The organism is Actinospica robiniae DSM 44927 (assembly GCF_000504285.1).
GTDB classification, from domain to species: domain Bacteria; phylum Actinomycetota; class Actinomycetes; order Streptomycetales; family Catenulisporaceae; genus Actinospica; species Actinospica robiniae.
The window spans coordinates 2,724,965-2,744,372 of the sequence record NZ_KI632511.1 but is presented as its reverse complement, the minus strand read 5'-3'; the positions used below and the strand labels follow the sequence as shown (position 1 = coordinate 2,744,372).

The following is a 19,408-nucleotide window of genomic DNA, read 5'->3' as shown; positions in this document are numbered from 1 at the left end:
TCAGAGCGGCAAGCTCAGCCGCCCGCGCGAATCAGGAGGCTGCGGCTGCCGCCTCGTCGCCGTCCCAGGTCGTGTAGTACGTCTGCGGGTTCACCAGGTAGCGGACGGTGCCGCGGGGGATGTGGGTGACGCGGTGGCGGCGGGCGAAGGGGTAGAGGGTGGCCCAGTCCTCGCGCGGGAGCACGCCGCGGTCGCGTCGCAGCCTGCTGAAGCGGAGCCTCGCGTCGGCGCGGACCACGAAGGCGTTGGCGTCGAGGTAGGCGCGCTCGCGGGCGGTGCGGACGTCGAACGGCTCCGATATGACGTCGTAGTCCGTGCCGTCCGGGAGCATCCGGCGCAGCGCGGTGTAGACGCCGGCCAGGCGCGGGTCGGCTTCGAGCGCCTCGATCGTGACGGCGAGGTGGTCCGGCTCCCAGGTGTTGTCGTCGTCCAGGAACGCCAGGTACGGCGAGTCGGCGAGGCGGATGCCGACGTTGCGCACGACGCCGAGGACCGCGCAGTTGCGGGACAGGCTCAGCGCGGTCAGGCGCGGATCGTCCGGCAGGTCGGGCAGTCCGGCGCCGTCGTCCACGACCAGGACCCGGTGCTCGCGCACCGTCTGTTCGAGAGCTGATACCACTGCCGCGCGCAGCTGTTCCGGGCGCCGGTAGGTGGGGATGACCGTGGTGACCAGCGGCGGTTTGCCCGCCGGCGGCGGTAGCAGGGCCCTGAGGCTCTTGACCTGCGCGTTCTCGAAGCGCAGGACCGCCGGCACGGTGTGGCCCAGCAGTACCTTGTTGCGCAGCTCGTACGGCGGCAGCCAGCCGACGCGGGCCCGGACCGCCTTCTTGACCTGTGCCTTCACCACTGAGGCTCTCCTTGGGGGACGTCCCAGGTGTTCGGGGGACGGGGGTCGGTACGTCTCAACCGCGCGGTCCGCCATTTCGGCCGGCGGTGCAGCCGACCGGGGCGCCGGCCGCGCATGCGGGCCACGGCCGGCCAGATGATCACGGCGTAGACGGCCAGCGCGGGCACGGAGGCGACGAACAGCACCGGCGTCCCGTGCAGGCCGCCGAACCGGGCCACCGCCAGCGAGACGGCCGCCATCGCCGCGCCGCCGACCACCGGGCGCCAACAGGCCCGCAGTACCACCCCGGGCTTGATCCCGGCCCGGGACAGAGCCCACAGGAAGAACGGGGTCACCAGCGGGCCGGCCACCAGGATGTGCCCGGCGCCGACGCCGGCGATGCCGCGCATCCGGGCGGCGAAGATCAGGGCCGGAATGAGGGCGACCAGCCACCAGCCCTGCACCAGGATCAGGGCCCGCTGACGCCCGGCCGCGACCAGGCAGTCGTAGGCGAGCTCGAAGGCCACCCGCAGCACGCCCAGCATGGCCAGGAAGCTCAGCGCGCCGGAGGCCCCGGTCCATTCGTGCCCGTAGACGAAGGAGATGGCCGGCTTGGCCAGCGTCAGCAGCAGCACGCAGGGCGGCATCGCGGCCGCCATCAGCAGGCTGAGGCTGTTCTCGAAGCCCTTGGCGATCCGGCCGGTCTCGGCCAGCCGGGAGAAGCCGGCGAAGGACACCCGCCGGGCCACCTCGGAGACCGCGCGCACCGGCCAGCCGGACATGTTGAACGCCAGCTGGTAGAGCCCGAGCGCGACCGGTCCGAGCGTCGCGCCGACCACCACCGAGTCGACGTTGAGCATGCACAGCACCAGCAGGCTCGCGCCCGCCAGCGGCGCGCCGAACCGGATCAGGGCCTTGGCCTGCTCCCGGTCCCAGCCGGGCTTGAGGTATCCGGGGGCGCAGACGGCGCAGCCGACCAGGCCGACCACGTTGCCCGCGACCGAGCCCCAGGCGAAGCTCATCGCGCCGATCCCGGCCACGGCCAGCCCGATCGTCAGGCCGCTGCCGACGACGAAGTTCGCCGCGTCGATCCACATCCGGCGCTGCTGGGCGAAGGTGCGGTTGAGCACCCCGGCCGGCACGCAGGAGATCCCGTCGATGATCACGGCCAGGCCCAGCACCCGCAGCACGCCGGTGGCGTCGCCCGAGCCGAGCAGCCGGGCCGCCTCCGGCGCGATGACGAAGAGCACGGCGTAGAGCACGGTGGACGAGAGCGTGGAGAGGGTCAGCACGGTCGGCGCGAACCGGCGCACGTCCCCCTCCCAGCGCACGATGGCCAGGCTCACGCCCATCTCGTTCGCGGCCAGCAGCACCGCAAGCGCGGCCAGCCCGATCGCGTACAGGCCCCAGTCCCGCGGGCCGAGCAGCCCGCGGGCGAGCACGACGCCGGTCAGGAAGTTGCCGATCCGGATCACCACGGTGTTGACCAGGCTCCAGCGCACTCCGCGCCGTACGTTGCCGTGCAGGTCCTCGTGCGGATCGGTGGGCTGGTCGGTGGGCTGGTCGGGGTCGGGTGCCGGGATCTCCCCGACGCGCGGCCGGACCCTCACGCTCCGCCCCCCGCCCCGTCGATCGCGGGCACCCGCTCCATCCGGATGGTGGCGGCCTCGGCGAACAGCGCGTCGCGGCGCTCGGCCGCCTCGCGCCGCATGATGCCGAGATAGGCGCCGGACAGGCCGATCAGCAGGAAGAGCAGGCCCGCGAACATCGGGAAGCCGAGCGAGTCGAAGGTGGCGCTCAGGATCAGCGACGCGGCCATCGCGGCGGCGAAGCACTGCCCGAGCTCGCGCCGCACCGGATCGTCGGTCAGCCGACGGCCCAGCCGGGCGCAGCGCCAGCCGGTCAGGTACAGCCCGAGGATCGCCAGCACGCCGACGACGCCGATCTCGACGATGGCGAGCAGGTACATGTTGTCCGTGTACCGGTACAGGCTCGGGATGAACGTGCCGTAGCCGCGGCCGAACCAGGGCCGCTGCTCGATGTACTGCGCCACCCCGGCGTAGTCGGCGGTGCGCGCCTGGGTGCTGTCGTCCGAGTTGCCGAGGAAGGAGGCGAACAGGCCGAAGGTGGTCGAGACCAGCCCCGGCACGGCCAGCTTGAGCAGCCCGATCCCGCACACGATCACGCCGAGGGCGGGCCACCGGCGGTGCGACGGCCAGGTCGGGATCAGCAGCATCAGCACGACGGCGAGCCCGATGATCGAGGTGCGCGAGACCGTCAGCGGCATCGCGCCGCCGATGCAGATCACCGGCACCCAGCGCCGGGCCCAGCCCTCGCGGGCCGGGTCGAGCGCCTGCTGCAGCGCGAACGGCAGCAGCAGGGCCAGCACGGCGGCGAGCTCGAGCGGCTGTGAGGTGTTCGAGGACGGCCGGATGTAGGCCCCGCGCGTCATCAGGGAGCTGACCAGGCTGCTGGCCCGCAGGCCCGGGATGTGCACCCGGGCCAGCAGGTTGCTGGAGGTGAAGAACTCGACGATGCCCAGCGCGCCGACGAAGGACCCGTAGACCACCGCCCGGCGCAGCAGCAGCTGCAGGTCGGCCAGGTCGCGGATGCCGGCGGAGGCGATCACCACCACCCCGATCCAGGCCGCGAAGCCGATCAGCCCGCGGTCGGCGGCCTGGATCTCCAGGGCGGCGGCCTGCCGGTCCGAGGAGGCCAGGGCCAGGTAGGCGAGCAGGATCGAGGCGCCGAACACCCACATGGCCACGCGCACGGCGCCGGTGCCCGGGGCCGGGCGGACCCGCCCGGCCAGCCAGGACGCGGCGTACCAGATCAGCGCGACCAGCGCGAAGATGTTCGCCGGCGTGCCCACGTCGCCGAACGAGGGCAGCACCCAGCCCGAGGGGATGAACTCGACGAGCACCAGGTAGGTCGTGAGGACCACGACGCTGCGGGCTCGGATGCGCGGGGTTGCCACGTTCTCAGTCGCGCACTTCCGACAGCGGGCTGATCAGCTCGCTGGTGATCTGCGTGCTGCGGTCGCCCGGCCGGGAGGAGCGGCGGCGCACGTGCGCCGGCTCGCCCGTAGGCCCGGCGGCCGGCGGCGCCGGCGGCTCGTAGGAGGACGACGGGGGAGCGGCGCGCCGCTTGCCGGCGCGGCGGCGCAGGGCCAGCGCGTCGACGGCGAAGGTGGCCAGCAGGGCCAGGGCGAAGCCGCCGGCGCCGGCGCCGAGGGAGTCCTGGGTGCGCTTCTTGGTCTGCGCCAGCGCCGGGCTGCCCGGCACGATCACCGCGGACTCGATCATCGCCTGGGCCGGCACGCCCTGCTGCTGCTGGAGCTGCTGGAGCTGCTGGCTGGTGTAGGCGATCAGCTTGCTGATGGCGGCGCTGGCCGCGGCCGGGGTGGACCCGTTGGCGGTCAGCTCGATGAACGGGCCCTGGCTCGCGGCCAGCACGGCCGTGTAGCCGGAGACGCCCTCGTCGCCCAGCTGCTGGGCCGCGTCGGTGGAGGCGAGCCTGCGCACCAGGAAGTCGGCCGTGTCGTTGAGCGAGGAATCGAAGTTCATGAACGGGTTCGAGGTACCCGGGACCGTGGACGTGCCCTTGATCGACTGCTGTGACGCCAGCAGACTCATCATGGCACTGGTTTGATACTGCGCGGGTATGGACACGTAGACGCCCGCGGTCAAACCCATGACAAGCAGGATGGATGGCAGCAACACGTACCATCTCCTGCGTATGACCCGCCACATTTCGGCGAGGCTCATCGACCCCTCCAGGGACACCGGGGCGGACCCCGGTAAGGCTGTGCTCGATCAGATCACTTGCACACTGGCTCGCGCTCCGTGCGGGAGGAACCCACCTTGCCACTCCCCCCGGAGCACGTACGGATGCGGACTCGCTGTGCCCGCGGGGCCAAGTCTGTCAGACGCGGCGCGGGATTTCACCGTCCTCGCGTGAAATCCGTGCCGAGCGCGCCTTCCATGCGCCGCGCGCGCGCCGGTACGCTGGCCGCCGACGGGGCGCGACCGGCCGTACACCGACCGCTGCTGCGAGACCGTCTGTGTACGACGTCCTTAGGGAGAGAGGCCGTTGACGTTCCAAGAGGTGCTCACCGCGCTGCGCGCGCGCTGGTATGCCTTCCTCGCCGTGCTGCTGTGCGTGGCCGCTGTGGGTTACCTGGCCATCCGGGAGAAGCCGCTCTACCAGGCGACCGCGGTGGTGGCCCTGGTCCCGCCGAAGGAGCCGAGCGTGCCGAACCAGCTGGCGGCGGCCACGCCCTCGCTGGCGGCGGTCGGGGTGGCCGTGGACGACCTGCTCACCAGCGGGGCCGACGCGGACGGGCTGCGCGCCCAGGGCGTGACCGACACGTTCACCATCGCGCCGAGGAACAACGGCACCAGCGAGACGCCCGCGTACCGGGTGCCCAGCGAGCTGATCACGGTCACGGGTCCGGACCCTGACGCGCTGGTGCGGGAGGCCGGGGTCCTGATCCAGGCCTATGGCGCGGGCCTGCACACCATGCAGGCGAACACCGGCGTGGTGGACAAGGTGCAGATCAGCGACGCCACCCTCGCGCCGCCGACGGCGGTGCAGTTGCACGGCTCGCATTCGCGCGGCGCGATCGGCGTGGCGTTGCTGGGCTTCGGGCTGGCGGTCGCGGTGTCGCTGCGGCTGCACAACCGCCGCAAGGGGCGGTCGGGCTCGGCAGCGTCCTGGGATCAGGAGACGAACACGGAGGAAGCGGATGCTGTCATCGTCTGAGCCGGACACCGCGGCGGCACCGGAGCCGGCAGGCGTCCGGATCGCGCCGAGCGCGAGCGTGGAGCCGGGGGCGAGCGTCGGCGCCGGCTCTTCGGTGTGGGACCTGGCCACGGTGCGGCAGGACGCCAGCGTCGGAGAGAACTGCGTGATCGGCCGCGGGGCGTATCTGGGCCCGGGCGTGCGGGTCGGGAACAATGTCAAGATCCAGAATCAGGCCCTGATCTACGAGCCCGCGGAACTCGGGGACGGCGCGTTCGTCGGCCCCGCGGTGGTGCTCACCAACGACACCTACCCGCGCGCGGTCACCCCGGAGGGCCGGCTCAAGACGGCGGACGACTGGGAGGCCGTGGGCGTGCGCGTCGGGGAGGGCGCCTCGCTCGGCGCCCGCAGCGTGTGCGTGGCGCCGGTGCGGATCGGCCGCTGGGCGCTGGTGGCCGCGGGCGCGGTGGTCGTGCGGGACGTGCCCGACTTCGCCCTCGTGGTCGGTGTGCCGGCCCGGCGGATCGGCTGGGTGGGCCGGGCCGGAGTGCCGCTGGTGGACGAGGGTGAGGGCCGGTTCCGCTGCCCGACCACCGGGCGGCTGCACCAGGAACGCGACGGGGTGCTGACCGAATCAGGAGCCGCCGACCACCACGGGTGACTTCCCGTTGCGGATCAGGAGACGGGGAGTGCCGGTGCCGTCCGCCGGCACCGCCCAGATGTCGTAACCGGCGGGCGAGGGCACCTGGTACATGACGGTGTCGTCGCCGAGCCACGCGGCCTGGTCGTCGATGCTGCGCGTCTCGGCGAGCGGGGTCTCCTTGAGCGTGGCGAGGTCGAGCACGTAGAGGCGCCACGGCGTGGCGAGATTCGTCGAGACCCGCTTCTTGAACACGATGCGGGTGCCGTCCGGCGAGAGCGAGGGGCATTCGACGTTCGAGATCACCGAGGTCAGTGTGCGCGTGGCCAGGTCGCCCCGCATCAGCCAGGTCTGGCCGGCCGAGCCCATGGTGACGTAGAAGTGGACGTCGTCGGGTTCGAAGGTAATGCCCCAGTAGTTGATGTCCACAGCCTTATAGATCTTGCCGTTCACCTTGGCGGTGAAGGTCTCCAGGCTCTGGATGACCGTGCCCGTCTTGACGTCGTACACGCCGGTGCGGGTGGAGAACTGCGGCCCGTTGTAGGAGTCTCCGCTGACGAACACGGTCCAGGCGACCAGTCGTCCGTCCGGGGAAACCCTGGTCCGACTGGGATTTCCGGGCAGGGGGATCTTCGTGAGGAGTTTCGGCGTACCGGTCGTGTCCTGATACACCTCGGTGTACTGCGTCGGATTGAGCGCACTGCCGGCGTTCAGGCAGGAGAGGGTTCCCGCAGCGGCGTACGACCGTTCGCACTTGAGCGTGGACAGGTCCGGGGAGGCTCCGGCATCGGACTCGGGAACCTCGGCGAGGTGGTACTCGTCCGCACCCACCGCCGTGGACATGTAGAGGATCTTCGGTGTCCCGGACAGCGGCACGGTGCTGGAGAACGCGTGCGCGGTCGACGCGACCTCCGAGGAATGCCGCTGCGCCGCGTAGACGCTGTAGCCGGCCGCCGCGCCCAGGAACAGCACGCTGCCGAGGACGAACGCCCAGATCCGCCACCGCGCGATCCCGGGGCCGTCAGTGGTCTGGTTGCGCGTGGCACTCATGACGTCGAGCTCATCTCTTTCTCGGGGCGGAGCAGCTTCTCCGGACGGGCCAGCTTCACCGCGACGACGAGGGCGAGCACGAGGGCCAGGACGTAGCCGCCGACGACCGCGCGCGAACCCGCCATCGACCAGGCGAAGCCGAAGGCCAGCGACGAGACGAACGCGCCGAGCGCGCGCACGCTCTGCAGCAGGGCCAGGCCCGCCGTCCGCAGCTCCCGCGGCAGCATCGGACCGGCGTGCGCCATCAGCACGCCGTCGGTCATCGCATAGAAGAGCCCGTGGATCGGCAGCGTCACGACCAGCAGCACGACGCCGCCGATCGGCCCGGCCAGCAACAGGTAGACGGCCAGCAATGCCAGGTGCCCGTAGAGGAAGATGCGCCAGCGCCCGACCCGGTCCGCGATCCGCCCGGCCGGGATCGCGAGCAGCAGGTAGGAACCCGAGGTGCCGACGGCGAGCAGGGCGTATTCGACGGCTGTCAGGTCGAGCCGTTGCTGGATCACGAGATAGATGAACGTGTCGCTGATCCAGGCGGCGCCCAGCACCGTCGCGGCCACGCACACGCGCCGGAACCTCTTGTCCGCCAACAGCCGCAGCGCCGCGCGGAACGAGGTCCGCTCGGACTTCCCGGCCGCGGCCGGCTCGCGGTGGTCGGACACCAGCAGGATCAGGGCCAGCAGGCCGATCGTCGCGATGCAGAAGCTGACCACGAACACCGCGTCGAACGCGGTGGCGGCCACCGACAGGCCGAGCGCGACCACGGCGATCAGCGGGCCCAGGAAGGCGCCGATGGTGTCCATCATCCGGTGCACGCCGAAGGCCCGCGCCTGGATCGGCGCCGGGCTGGAGAGCGAGATCAGCGCGTCCCGCGGCGCCGTGCGCAGGCCCTTGCCGAGCCGGTCGGCGCCCTGCACCAGCCCGAGCCCGGAGATCGAGCGGCCCACCACCGGGAAGCCGAGCTTGCTCACCGCGGACAGGCCGTAGCCGACCCCGGCGAGCAGCTTGCGCCGCTGGAACCGGTCCGCGAGGTACGCGGCGGTCAGCGAGAGCAGCACTGGCACCGCGGAGTAGAGCCCGTCCAGGAAACCGACCGTGACCGTGGAGACCTGGAGGTAGACCAGCAGGTAGTAGCCGACCACCGAGGTGATCATCTCGGCCGAGACGTCCGTCAGCAGGCTGACGAACCCGAGCGCGTACACGTTGCGCGGCACCCGCTCCGGGGCCGCGCTCGGCCGCGGTTCGCCCGCCTTCCCGACCCGCGCCCGGGCAGGGTCGCGCGTCGCGGAAGCAGTCGCCGCGCCACCACGCGGGATGTACATGAAAGCCTCCCCTTCGCCCCCGATGATAGGGCTGCCTCAGTACCGCGCGCAGGCAGTGTGCGAAGATCCCGCCCGGAGATCACGGATCCGTCACAGTGCTGCCACGCCGCGACCGGGTCGGGCCCGGGCCGTTATCGTCGGTCCCGTCCGTGTCGTCGAGCTCGCATACCCGCCTCGGGTGGAAGCCGGGAGAGCCCGTGCCCTCACGCAAGAACCCTGACCGCGCCGCCGTGGCGACCGGCCCGGGAGCGGTGATCGTCGTTTTCAACCTGCCCGTCCCGGACGATCACCGGGTCTGGGCCGAGGCGCTCGCCCTGCGGGACGCCGGATTCCGGGTCGCCGTCGTGTGCCCGTCCATCCGCGACGCCCGACCCGGACGGCGCCGGATCGACGGCGTGGAGATCCGGTGCTTCCGCTCCTTCGAGGGCGAAGGCAGGCTGGCGACGATCTTCGAGGGCGCGTGGACCACGTTCGCGGCCGGCCGCGAGGCGCGCAGAGCCCTGGCGGAGCTGCGCGGCGCGCCACGCGCACTGCAGGTGTGCAACCCGCCGGACCTCGCGTTCGGGCTGCTGCGCCGGGCCCGCAGGCGCGGCGTGCGCACGCTCTACGACCAGCACGACGTGGTGCCGCTGCTCGCTTCCTCGCGTCCGTCCTTCCGCAAGCTCGCGCCGTTCTTCCTGGCCTGCGAGCGCCGGACCGTCGCCGCCGCGGACGCGATCCTCACGCCCAGCATCGAACAAGCCGACCGTCTCAGGGAGCTGTACGGGCGCGAAGCGGTCATCGTGCGCACCGCGCCGGTCGAATCCTCGGCGTCCGCGGAGGCGGAAACGGATGCGGGCCGCGGCGACGGCGAGGGCCACGAGATCGTGCTCGGCTACCTCGGCGTCATCGGCGAGCAGGACGGCGTCGGCGACCTGATCGAGGCCGTGCACGCGCTCAAAGCCAAGGGCCGCAACGGGTTCCGGGTCGACCTCGCCGGTGACGGCCCGGCTCTGCCGGCGGTCCGAGCCCGCACCGCCGAGCTCGGCCTCGAAGACGTGGTGCGGATCAGAGGGTGGCTCGGCCGCGACCAGATCGACCGGTTCTTCCGCGGCATCGACGCCATGCTCGTGCCCGACCCCGACATCGAGTTCAACCACTACTGTGCGATGAACAAGGTGACGCACGCGATGGCCCGCGCCATCCCCGTGGTGCTGCGGCCGCTGCGCGAGAACGCCCGCCTCGTCGCAGGGGCCGGATTCGTCGCCGAGGACATGGGCCTGCCCGCGTTCACCGCCGCGATCGAGCGCTTCCTGGACGCCTCCGTCGCCGAGCGGGAGGCCCAGGGAGCCCGGCTGCGCAAGACCTTCGAGGCCGAACTCGCCTGGGAGGCCTCGAGCGCCCGCTACGTCGCCGCGTACCGATCAGCGCTCTGAGCCGAGGCGTCAGGCCGCTGCGAAAATGCGGTCCAGGTGCTCGAACAGGGTGCTGTCCTCGGTCAGGTCGACCCGGGTGCCGAGGTAGCCGTCGGGCCGGATGAGGAACGCCTCGGCGTCGTGCGGCGCGTACGCGGCCCGGAACTGCCCGGCGGAGTCGTGCACGACCGGGATCCCATCACCGACCACTTCGACGCCCTCGGCGAGCACCGCGTAGGCGTCGAGGTGCCCGCCGGCCCGGTAGGCCGCGTCGGCGGCTAGACGCGGGAAGACGGTCTCGGCGGCCGCCGCGTTCTGCGCGTAGAGCAGCAGGGTGGGGTCGGTTCCGCGCAGCAGGTCGAACAGCCGCAGCGGATAGGTGGCGATCGCGCTGTGCAGCTCCCGGCAGTCGGGCGCCCGGCCGCCGGGCCGCGCGCCGGAAGCGGCATCGTCGGACTGCGTAGGCGTCGGCCCGGTGAGCGGGCTGTCCGGATACGCGACGAGCAGCTGGGCCTCGCGCTGCATGATGGTGGACGGGTCGTCCGGGTCTCCTTCGAAGCCGCTGCGGGCGTGGCGCACCGTGCGGCCGACGACCTCTTCGGCCACCGGGCGCCGCTCCGCCTCGTAGCTGTCGAGCAGTCCGTCGGCGGACTGGCCGTGCACGGCCAGCGCCAGCTTCCACGCCAGGTTGTACGCGTCCTGGATGCCGGTGTTCATGCCCTGGCCGCCGGTGGGCGGGTGGATGTGCGCGGCGTCGCCGGCGATGAACACGCGCCCGTGCCGGTAGTGGTCGACCAGCCGGTGGCTGATGCGGAAGACTGAGGACCAGCGCAGGTTCGAGGCCGTGACCGGCTCGGGGGAGAGCCGGTCGAGCACCGCCTGCAGGTCCGAGAGCTCCGGGGCCCGGCCCGGCTGCAGACCGTGCACGACCTCGTCGCGGGCGGCCTGGCCGGACTCCGCCGAGGGCGTCGGCAGCTGCATCGACATCCGGTACCGGCCGTGCCCCGGCAGCGGCACGCACACCAGCAGGTCGTCGGTCTTGCCGTCGGTCTGGTGCATCGCGCGGATCCCGTAGCCGCGCGGCAGCGACCAGTCCACCTCGAGGTCGCCGATCATGTACTCCTCGGGGAACGCGTCCCCTTCGAAGCGCAGCCCGAGCCCTCTGCGCACGGTGCTGTGCGCGCCGTCGCAGCCGACCAGGTAGCGGACGGCGATCCGATCCTGGGTCTTGCCGCCGGGCGCCCGCTCCAAGGTCGCCTGCACCACGTCGGCGTCCTGAGCGAAGGAGACGAGCTGGGTGTTGTGCTCGACCTGCACACCGAGCGCCGCCAGGTGCTCGGTCAGGATCCGCTCGACCTCGTACTGCGGGAGGGCGGCGAAGCCGTAGGGCACGTCCGACGGCAGCTCCAGCGTGAGGGCCGAGACCTCGCGCCCATTGAGGTAGACGCGCTGGCCCAGCAGCGGTTCGGCGGCGTCCAGCGCCTCCCGGACGACGCCCATCGCGTCCCAGACCTCCAGCGTCCTGGGCTGGATGCCGACGGCCTTCGCGTACGGCATCGGCGCGGTGAGCTGGTCGATCACGCGGCACTTCACGCCGCGCCGGGCCAGCTCCGCGGCCGCGGTCAGCCCGACCGGGCCGGCCCCGACCACCAGGACATCGCAATCCACCACCATGGCAACCTCCTCCTGCCGCTCCTTCCTACGGCAGCACGGCCCGCCGGGCGGGGCCACTCGAGCCTGCCCGGCGGGCCGTGGGGTGCTACTGCATTCGGTGGATGCCGTCCGCGGGGCTCACGCGAACGTCAGGAGCAGCAGCGATACGAGAGCGCCGAGGAGCAACTCGGCGGTGAGGGCCGCGGCGACCAGGCCGACCAGCACTTTCTTCCATCCCGCGGCCCTGCGCACGCCGCTCAGGTCGAGCGGTGGAGCCGTGGCACCGGTCGCGGCGCGCCACCAACCGTCGACGGCCCACGCCTTGGCCGCGAAGTCGTCGTCCCACAGCAGGAAGCCGATCCGGGGGCCGGAGAGCCGGGTACGCCGCCCGGACACCTCATGGGCGACGAGGCGGCTGCCGTGCCAGGTGGTCTCGACCGAGAACGAGGCGATCTCGGTCCACGGCAGCAGGCGGCCGCGCTGTTTGTGTACCTGCAGCCCTTCGGCTCGGGCGGTGACCCCGGCGTTCACCGCGAAGACCCTCGCCGCCTCGACGAGCAGGCAGGTGACGACCAGGCAGATGGTGGCGGACAGGACGCCGGGACCGCCGTCCGAGTCGCCGGCCGGTGCGAGGACGAAGCCTGTGAACGCCTGAAGGGTCAGGGAGCCCAGCAGCATCAGGATCATCACGATCTGCACGGTGGCCAGGCGTATGCGCGAGGTCGGGCGCCACCACGCGCCCGGGTTCCGCGCGTTCCAGCCGCCCGCGCCCCACCCGCCGCCGAGCTCGACGCTGGCCTGGACGGAGTCCTGGACGCCGCGATGCGTCTCCCACCACCGGCCGATGACGTCGGCCTTCTCCTCGAACCGCTTGTCCCAGTTCAGGAATCCGGTACTCGGCGCGCGCAGCCGGGTGCGCCGTCCGCCGGCTTCGTAGAGCACGACGACGCGATTGCCGGAGAAGCGCTGGATCTGAACGTACTGGACGTCGCGCCACGCGATCTGCCGTCGGCGCAGGGTGCGGACGATCGCGCCCTCCGGGGTGAGTTCGACCCCGGCACGACCGAGCAGGAGCCAGGTGCCGAGCGCCGCGGCCAGCGGCGGAGCCGCGAGGGCGATTCCGACGGACGGGGAGATCACTATCATCTCCGTCGGCAAGATCGCGAAAACCAGTAAGAACGGCGCCCGCTGCCAAGCCGTCGGGCGCAGACGCACCTGCGCGCCTGCCGTCCATGCGCCCTGCGCATCCACCGAGATCCCCCTTTAGAGCCCGCACCGATGTGCGGGCAAGGAAATCTAGAGCTTGAGGCTGCGCGTAGGCAAGCAGGGGTGTCCGGTGCCCGTCGGCCGATCCCGACGGGCACCGGGCACCGGTCCTAGATGAACAGCTCCTTGCCCCACCAGTCGCCGGCCGCGGACAGCCCCGGCGGCACCGCGAACAAGGCGCTGCCGGTGTGCCGGATGTACTCGTTGAGGCTGTCCTGCTGGCCGAGCTTGCGCTGGATCGGCACGAACTGCTTGCGCGGATCCTTCTGGTAGGCCAGGAAGAACAGGCCGGCGTCGAGCAGGCCGGTGTCCGCGTCGATGCCGTCGGTGTAGGAGTAGCCGCGGCGCAGGATCTTCTGGTTGGCGTTGGTCGACGGGCTGGCCAGCCGGATGTGCGCGTTGAGCGGGATGACCGGCTTGCCGTCGGCGCCCTTGGCGGCCAGGTCCGGGGTGTCGAACTCGTTCTTCCCGCCCAGCGGCGCGCCGTTGGTCTTGTACCGGCCGAAGACGTTCTCCTGGTCGGAGAGGAAGTCGGTGTCCCAGGACTCGATCAGCATCCTGATCCGGCGGGCGACCAGGTAGCTGCCGCCGCGCATCCACGGCTGGTCGGTCTCCCGGCCCACCCACACGTAGTCGTCGAGGTCGGCGCCGTCCTCGCCCTTGATGTTGCGGGTGCCGTCCTTGAAGCCCATCAGGTTGCGCTCGGTCTGCTGGGTCGTGGAGGTGGACGAGGTGCGGCCGAAACCGAGCTGGGACCAGCGGATCACCGCGGTGCCGCGGGCGAGCCGGGCGAAGTTGCGGATCACGTGGAAGGCCACCGTCGGGTCGTCCGCGCAGGCCTGCACGCACAGGTCGCCGCCGCTGCGGGCCTGCTGCAGCGAGCCGTCGCCGGGCAGCGTCGGCAGGTCGGCCAGGGCGGCCGGGCGCTTGGAGGCCAGGCCGAAGCGCTGGTCGAACAGGCCCGGGCCGAAGCCCACGGTGACGGTGAGCGAGGAGGCGCCGAGCCCGTCGGCCTCGCCGGTGTCGATCGGCGGGGCCTGCGGGTCGGTCTCCACCGCGCCGATCGGCAGGCCGCGGGTCATCTGCGCCGCCGCGGCGGCCCAGGTGCCCAGCATGACCTGCAGATCGGTGGCGCTGGTGCTGGTGACGTCGAACGCGGCGAAGGCCAGCCGGTCCTGCGCCGGGGTGGCGATGCCGCCCTGGTGCCCGCCGTAGAAGGCGACCAGGTCGGAGGTGGACGCCGCGGGGGCGGCGCCGCCGGAGGATCCGGCCGCCCGGGCCACGCCGTACCCGGCGCCGCCCGACGCCGCGACCACTCCGGCGGCGCCGAGGGTGCGGCCCAGCAGCGTGCGCCGGCTGGTGCCGCCGCCGCCCGCGGGGCCCGCGCTCACCGTCTCAGGCTCGTCCATCAGGCGCTCGCGACCTTCGCCGCGACCTGCGAGAGCGGCTCCTGCACGGCCTTGACCGCGGCGGCGAGCTTCTGCTTGTCGGTGTCGGTCAGGGCGGTGTAGAGCTGGAAGCCGGAGGCGTTCGCACCGGTGCGGTAGGTGTCCACCAGCTTGTCCAGCGCGCTGAACTGCTGCGCGATGTTCGAGGTCAGCGACGCGTCGATCTTGGCCAGCGCGGGCTGCAGCGCGGCGAAGGCCTGCTCCGCGCCCTCGTCGTTGGCCTGGAAGTCGAGCAGGTCGATGTGCGAGTAGCGCTCCTCCTCGCCGGTGATCTTGCTGCTGGCCACCTCGTCGAGCAGGTCCTGCGCGCCGTTGGCGAGCTCGTACGGCTTGTAGGTCAGGCCGGTGGTGAGCGACTGGAGCTTCTTGACGTCGGCCACCAGGCCGTCGCCGTAGGTGGCCAGGCCGCTCAGGCTCTTGTCCTGGAACAGGCCCTTCTCGATCCGGTGGAAGCCCTCCCACTGGCTGGCCGGCACGTCGTCGACGCGGGCGTCGATGTCGCTGTCGAGGTTGTCCTTGCCGACGGTGAAGGACTCGGCGACCGGCTCGATCTTCTCGTAGTACGGCCGCGCCTTCATGTAGGCCTGCTGAGCCGCGGTCAGATCGCTGCCCTGCAGGGCGGTGTCGAGCGCCTGGGCGGTCTGCAGCAGGTAGGTGATCTGGCTGGTGACGTAGGTCGCGTACTCCTTGGTGCCCTGCGCGAGCAGCGCGTCCACGCTGGAGTCGCCGCTGCTCGCGGCCTTGCCGGTGACCGTGATCGTGGTGTTCTCCTGCGCCGCGCCGGGGCAGTAGAGGGTGTACGTGCCGGCGTCCACGGTCACCGAGAAGCTGCCGGAGAAGCCGGGCGGAAGGTTCTCCTTCTCGCCCACGATCCGCTGCCCGCTCTGCAGCTCGACCTCGCTGACGGCGGTGGCGTCCTTGTTGGTGATCGCGAAGGTGATCGCGCCCGCCGCGAAGCTGGTCTTGTCCGAGCTGCACCCGCTCGCCGCGGTGATGGTGACGCTCGCCTTGTGCGGGTCGCCGCCGGCACTCTGCGTGCTCGCGGCGTCGGCCTTGGCCGAGGAGGACGAGCTGCATCCGGCCAGGGCGCCGGCCGCGGTGACCGCGGCCAGGGATATCGCGAGGACGGCTCGCGGGCGGCGGGCGGCGGGGATGGTGGGCACGGGTTCTCCTGTCGAGGAACGAAGCGCTGAGCTGTTGTTAGGTAAGGCTAGCCTAAGTCAGACCTGATCGGCAGTCGACGCGGCCGGGGCGCGGGTGACGTGCGTCACCGCGACGCGCTCACGCTTCCGACGCTCCGTCAGCACCAGCGCGGCCGTGCCCAGCAAGGCGAGCACGGCGAGGGTGCCGGCTGCCTCCGCGCCCTCGGCCAGGCCGGAATGCCGGTCCAGGGCCGTCAGATCCGCGCGAGCGGCCGACGCGGCGGCGGCCGAGTCGGCCGCCGGCATCGCGGCCGTACCGGTGGCGACGGGGCTGTCCAGCGGAACCGTGCCGACCTGAGTGCCCGTCAGGGTGGCGAGCACGCTTTCGGTCCAGCGCAGGTCGAGGACGCGGCCGGTGCGCGGCTCGACCCACGCGGTCAGCACGCTGCTGTCGGTGTAGTGCACCTGCACCGTCGCGTTCGCGTCGGTCGTGCGCACGCCCAGCGGCAGCCTGCCCCCGTTGAGCGCGGCGACCTGCTCGAACGTCAGCTGCGCCGGCCGGCTCGCCGACGCGCCGCCGGGCACGGTGGCCGTGTAGACGTCGGCGGCGAGCCCGGCGTGCTGCGCGGATCCGCTGCGGTGCAGGGTGATCGACGTCGCGGCGGAGCCGGACGTGCCGCCCGCCGGGCTCTGCGCGATCGTCCGCACCACGGCCGTCTGGCCGGGCGTGCCGGCGAGCTGCGCACTGAAGGAGCCCGCGCTGGTGGCCGGATCCGCGGCGGGGGCGGACGGGGCGAAGGCGACCAGCAGCGCCGTCGCCAGGACGCCGAGCCCGGCCAGCGCCGAGCCGCCCTTGATCAGCGCGCGCCGGGAGACCGGCCGGTTCGGCGGCCAGGCCACGAACGCGCCCACCGGGACCAGGTAGGCGAACCAGCCGATCACCTCGATCAGCACCGGGTGCTCCTGCACCCCGAGCATGCCGGTCAGCAGCGCGGACTGGACCGAGCCGGGAGACACCAGCCAGGTCAGGTCCACCGTCGAGCTCTGCCCCGCGTCCAGCCAGCCCGCCTCGTGCGCGGTGTGCAGCGCCGTGACCACGAGCCCGGCCGCGACCAGGACCAGCACGATCCCGGTGCCGCGGAAGAACTTGGAGAGGTTGAGCTTGACCCCGCCGCGGTAGATCCCGTAGCCCAGCAGCACCGCGAGCAGGATGCCGGCCACCGCGCCGCCGGCCGCCTCGGCCGTGCCGCCGTTGTTCTCGTTGAACGCGGCGAGCAGGAACACGACGGTCTCGAAGCCCTCGCGCAGCACGGCGAGGAAGGCCATCACCACCATCGCCCGGCCGCCGCGTCCGCCGCCCTCGCCCATCGCCTCCGCGGCCAGCCCCTCGAGCTGCCGCTTGAGTTCGCGCGAGTGCTGCTTCATCCACACGACCATGTACGTGACCATGCCGACGGCCAGCACACCCACGACCGTCTCGAGGCCCTCCTGCTGACGCTGCGGCAGGTCGGCCGAGACCGCTTCGAGCGTGGCGCCCACCCCGATGCACAGCAGCACCGCGAGGCCGACGCCGAGGTAGACCCAGCGCAGCAGATCGCGGCGGCCCTGCCGGCTGAGGAAGGCCGCGATGATCCCGACGATGAGCGAGGCCTCGAGTCCTTCCCGCAGGCCGATGACGAAGGTAGGCAGCATCGCGAGCGTCCCGTCCAATTCGATAAGGGTAGGCAGTCCTTATTAAGGTATGCCTAACCTAGGTTAGCCGACAGGGCGCGCGTTCCCTCACGCGCCCCCGTCCGCCCGGCGCAGTGGCCGCCGGGCGCGGCCCGGCGCGGGCTGACGCGGTTTCCGATGTGTCCTGATTTAGGCTGTTCGCCGACTGCGGTTCGGCGCAGCGCCCGGCGACGGAAGAAGGCTCCATGCTGCTCACCTCGGCCCGCTCAGCGCGCGACGTGCTCGCCATGGCCCGCGGGACGCTCGCGCCGGCCGAGGGCGGCAACCGGCTGCTGCCGCTGCTCGCCTCCGGCCGGGCGCCGCGCTCGGTGTTCGCGACCATCGCGGCGGAGGAGACGCGCATCGTGCACAGCGACTGGCGCAGCTTCCTGACCGTCGCCGGCCGCTGCGCCGAACCGCACAGCCGGCGGCTGTTCTCCGCCCTCGCCGACGGCGAGGCGCTGGCGCTGAGCCGGCTCGCCGCGCTGCGCACCGCGATCGGCATGTCCCCGGCCATGCTCCGGGCCTACCAGCCCAAGGCGGGCTGCCAGGCGTATCCGGCGTACGTGGCCTGGCTCTGCCTCTACGCCGAACCCGCCGACGTGATCGTCGCGCTGCTGGCGAACTTCGCCGCGTGGGGCGGATACTGCGGCGCCGTGGCCGCCGCCATGCGCGAACAGTACGGGTTCGACGACGAGGCGTGCGGTTTCTTCGACTTCTTCGCCGCCCCGGCCCCGGACATCGAGGACCTGGCGGCCGACGCACTCCAGGCCGGGATCGACGCGGGGCGGGACAGCGAGGAAGCCTTCATCTACGGCCGGCTGTTCCAGTCGTACGAGCTGATGTTCTGGAACACCGTCGCCGACGAGTGCGCGCCCGACCTCGTCGATGCCGACGCCCGCGCACTCACGTCACTCGCCTGACTTCGGCGCGGACGCGGCCGGCTCTTCGTCCCAGAGTCGCGCGCCGTCCCGGCGGGCGATCTGCTCGAGCACGCGCGCGAGTACGTGCTCGATCTTCATCGCCGCGAGCCGCCGCCCGTCCCGCAGGCGCAGCGAGATGTCGCCGCTCGCTGCTTCGCTCGCGCCGACCACGGCCTGATACGGCACCAGCCGGGCCTCGCGGATGCGGGCTCCGAGACTGCCGCGGTCCGGAGCGTAGAGCTCGACGCGCAGACCCCGCTCCAGGCAGCGGTCGCGGATGGCCTGTGCGTACGGGAGTTCCGCGTCGCTGAGCGGGAGGACGGCCACCTGGACCGGAGCCAGCCACGCCGGGAACTTGCCCGCGTGCACCTCGAGCACGTGTGAGATGGCGCGCTCGATGCTGCCGATGACACTGCGGTGCACCATCACCGGCCGGTGCTTGTTGCCGTCCGCGCCGATGTAGTGCAGGTCGAACTGCTCCGGCTGATGGAAGTCGACCTGGACGGTGGACAGGCTGAACTCGCGGCCGGCGCTGTCGGCCAGCTGCACGTCGATCTTCGGGCCGTAGAACGCCGCCTCGCCCTCGGCCTCCTCGTAGTCGAGCTCGGACGCCGCCAGGATCTCGCGCAGCAATGCGATCGAACGGCTCCACATCGCCGGGTTGTCCACGTACTTGGCGCCCGGGCCGGGCAGAGAGAGCCGGTAGCGCGCGCCCACGATGCCCAGCGCGCGGTGCGCCTCCCCGATGAGAGCCAGCGCGGCCCTCGCCTCCTGCTCGACCTGGTCCTCGCGGCAGAAGACGTGCGCGTCGTTGAGCTGGATGGCGCGCACCCGGTTGAGGCCGCCGAGGACGCCCGAGCGCTCCATCCGGTACATGCCGCCCAGTTCCGCCATCCGCAGCGGCAGCTCGCGGTAGCTGTGCGCGCGGGACCGGTAGATCACGGCGTGGTGCGGGCACAGGCTTGGGCGAAGCACGAGCTGCTCGCCGCCGACCTCCATCGGCGGATACATGTCCTGGCTGTAGTGCGACCAGTGGCCGGAGATCTCGTAAAGCTCGCGTTTCCCGAGCACCGGCGAGTACACGTGCTGATAGCCGGCGCGCCGCTCCAACTCGCGCACGTACTCCTCGAGCGCGTGGCGCACGGCCGCGCCGTCCGGGAGCCAATAGGGCAGACCCGCGCCGATCAGCGGGTCGGTGTCGAAGATGCCGAGTTCACGGCCGAGCTTGCGGTGGTCGTTCATGGTGGCCTCCTGCGGTGAGAAGGGCGCACGGCCACGGGAAACGTGAGAACGA

16 protein-coding genes are annotated in these 19,408 nt (G+C 72.1%); 4 read left to right on the top strand and 12 right to left on the bottom strand.

The window, feature by feature from the left end:
• Positions 1-31 precede the first annotated feature (31 nt).
• Genes ACTRO_RS11730 through ACTRO_RS11715 form a run of 4 tightly spaced genes read right to left on the bottom strand, consistent with a single transcriptional unit; the run spans position 32 to position 4,521 of the window.
• Positions 32-847, bottom strand: coding sequence for a glycosyltransferase family 2 protein (locus ACTRO_RS11730; protein ID WP_034263187.1), 816 nt, complete (start codon positions 845-847; stop codon positions 32-34).
• The gene (locus ACTRO_RS11725) at positions 841-2,436 is read right to left on the bottom strand and encodes an oligosaccharide flippase family protein (RefSeq protein ID WP_063627974.1); all 1,596 of its coding nucleotides are present in this window, start codon (positions 2,434-2,436) and stop codon (positions 841-843) included. The genes ACTRO_RS11730 and ACTRO_RS11725 overlap by 7 nt, the downstream gene beginning before the upstream one ends.
• A complete protein-coding gene (locus ACTRO_RS11720) occupies positions 2,433-3,803 on the bottom strand; it encodes an O-antigen ligase family protein (RefSeq protein WP_157436072.1) in 1,371 nt (456 codons plus the stop codon). Before ACTRO_RS11720 ends, ACTRO_RS11725 begins: the two co-directional genes overlap by 4 nt.
• Before the next feature lie 4 nt (positions 3,804-3,807).
• Positions 3,808-4,521: a hypothetical protein gene (locus tag ACTRO_RS11715; protein ID WP_051450678.1), complete on the bottom strand. Its 714-nt coding sequence runs from the start codon at positions 4,519-4,521 to the stop codon at positions 3,808-3,810.
• Positions 4,522-4,918: 397 nt separating this feature from the next.
• Here ACTRO_RS11715 and ACTRO_RS11710 point away from each other — a divergent pair, with 397 nt between their 5' ends.
• Complete coding sequence (locus ACTRO_RS11710) at positions 4,919-5,590, top strand: hypothetical protein (RefSeq protein WP_034263186.1); 672 nt, start codon at positions 4,919-4,921, stop codon at positions 5,588-5,590.
• Complete coding sequence (locus tag ACTRO_RS11705; RefSeq protein ID WP_051450677.1) at positions 5,574-6,230, top strand: acyltransferase; 657 nt, start codon at positions 5,574-5,576, stop codon at positions 6,228-6,230. The genes ACTRO_RS11710 and ACTRO_RS11705 overlap by 17 nt, the downstream gene beginning before the upstream one ends.
• Here ACTRO_RS11705 and ACTRO_RS11700 read toward each other — a convergent pair.
• Together ACTRO_RS11700 and ACTRO_RS11695 are read right to left on the bottom strand one after the other, a co-directional pair.
• A complete protein-coding gene (locus ACTRO_RS11700; protein WP_051450676.1) occupies positions 6,204-7,259 on the bottom strand; it encodes a TolB-like translocation protein in 1,056 nt (351 codons plus the stop codon). The genes ACTRO_RS11705 and ACTRO_RS11700 overlap by 27 nt on opposite strands.
• A complete protein-coding gene (locus ACTRO_RS11695) occupies positions 7,256-8,578 on the bottom strand; it encodes an MFS transporter (protein WP_034263185.1) in 1,323 nt (440 codons plus the stop codon). The genes ACTRO_RS11700 and ACTRO_RS11695 overlap by 4 nt, the downstream gene beginning before the upstream one ends.
• A 197-nt stretch (positions 8,579-8,775) precedes the next feature.
• On the opposite strand from ACTRO_RS11695, the gene ACTRO_RS11690 reads away from it, so the two are divergent.
• Positions 8,776-9,993, top strand: coding sequence for a glycosyltransferase (locus ACTRO_RS11690; RefSeq protein WP_034263183.1), 1,218 nt, complete (start codon positions 8,776-8,778; stop codon positions 9,991-9,993).
• A gap of 9 nt (positions 9,994-10,002) precedes the next feature.
• Here ACTRO_RS11690 and ACTRO_RS11685 read toward each other — a convergent pair whose 3' ends face one another.
• The 5 genes from ACTRO_RS11685 to efeU form a co-directional block, all read right to left on the bottom strand.
• Positions 10,003-11,643 carry an FAD-dependent monooxygenase gene (locus tag ACTRO_RS11685; protein ID WP_034274362.1) on the bottom strand — a complete coding sequence of 547 codons (1,641 nt, stop codon included), beginning with the start codon at positions 11,641-11,643 and terminating at the stop codon, positions 10,003-10,005.
• Between the two features lie 120 nt (positions 11,644-11,763).
• A complete protein-coding gene (locus tag ACTRO_RS11680) occupies positions 11,764-12,765 on the bottom strand; it encodes a hypothetical protein (protein WP_157436071.1) in 1,002 nt (333 codons plus the stop codon).
• 236 nt (positions 12,766-13,001) lie between these two features.
• Positions 13,002-14,300 carry an iron uptake transporter deferrochelatase/peroxidase subunit gene (efeB, locus tag ACTRO_RS11675; protein ID WP_051450675.1) on the bottom strand — a complete coding sequence of 433 codons (1,299 nt, stop codon included), beginning with the start codon at positions 14,298-14,300 and terminating at the stop codon, positions 13,002-13,004.
• Positions 14,300-15,502, bottom strand: coding sequence for an iron uptake system protein EfeO (efeO, locus tag ACTRO_RS11670; RefSeq protein ID WP_051450674.1), 1,203 nt, complete (start codon positions 15,500-15,502; stop codon positions 14,300-14,302). The genes efeB and efeO overlap by 1 nt, the downstream gene beginning before the upstream one ends.
• A gap of 57 nt (positions 15,503-15,559) precedes the next feature.
• On the bottom strand, positions 15,560-17,191 hold the full coding sequence (gene efeU, locus ACTRO_RS44830; RefSeq protein WP_211244200.1) for an iron uptake transporter permease EfeU: 1,632 nt from the start codon (positions 17,189-17,191) through the stop codon (positions 15,560-15,562).
• 206 nt (positions 17,192-17,397) lie between these two features.
• Here efeU and ACTRO_RS11660 point away from each other — a divergent pair, with 206 nt between their 5' ends.
• Complete coding sequence (locus ACTRO_RS11660) at positions 17,398-18,114, top strand: thiaminase II/PqqC family protein (RefSeq protein WP_051450673.1); 717 nt, start codon at positions 17,398-17,400, stop codon at positions 18,112-18,114.
• Here ACTRO_RS11660 and thrS read toward each other — a convergent pair.
• On the bottom strand, positions 18,103-19,356 hold the full coding sequence (gene thrS / locus ACTRO_RS11655) for a threonine--tRNA ligase (protein WP_034263179.1): 1,254 nt from the start codon (positions 19,354-19,356) through the stop codon (positions 18,103-18,105). The genes ACTRO_RS11660 and thrS overlap by 12 nt on opposite strands.
• Positions 19,357-19,408 lie beyond the last annotated feature (52 nt).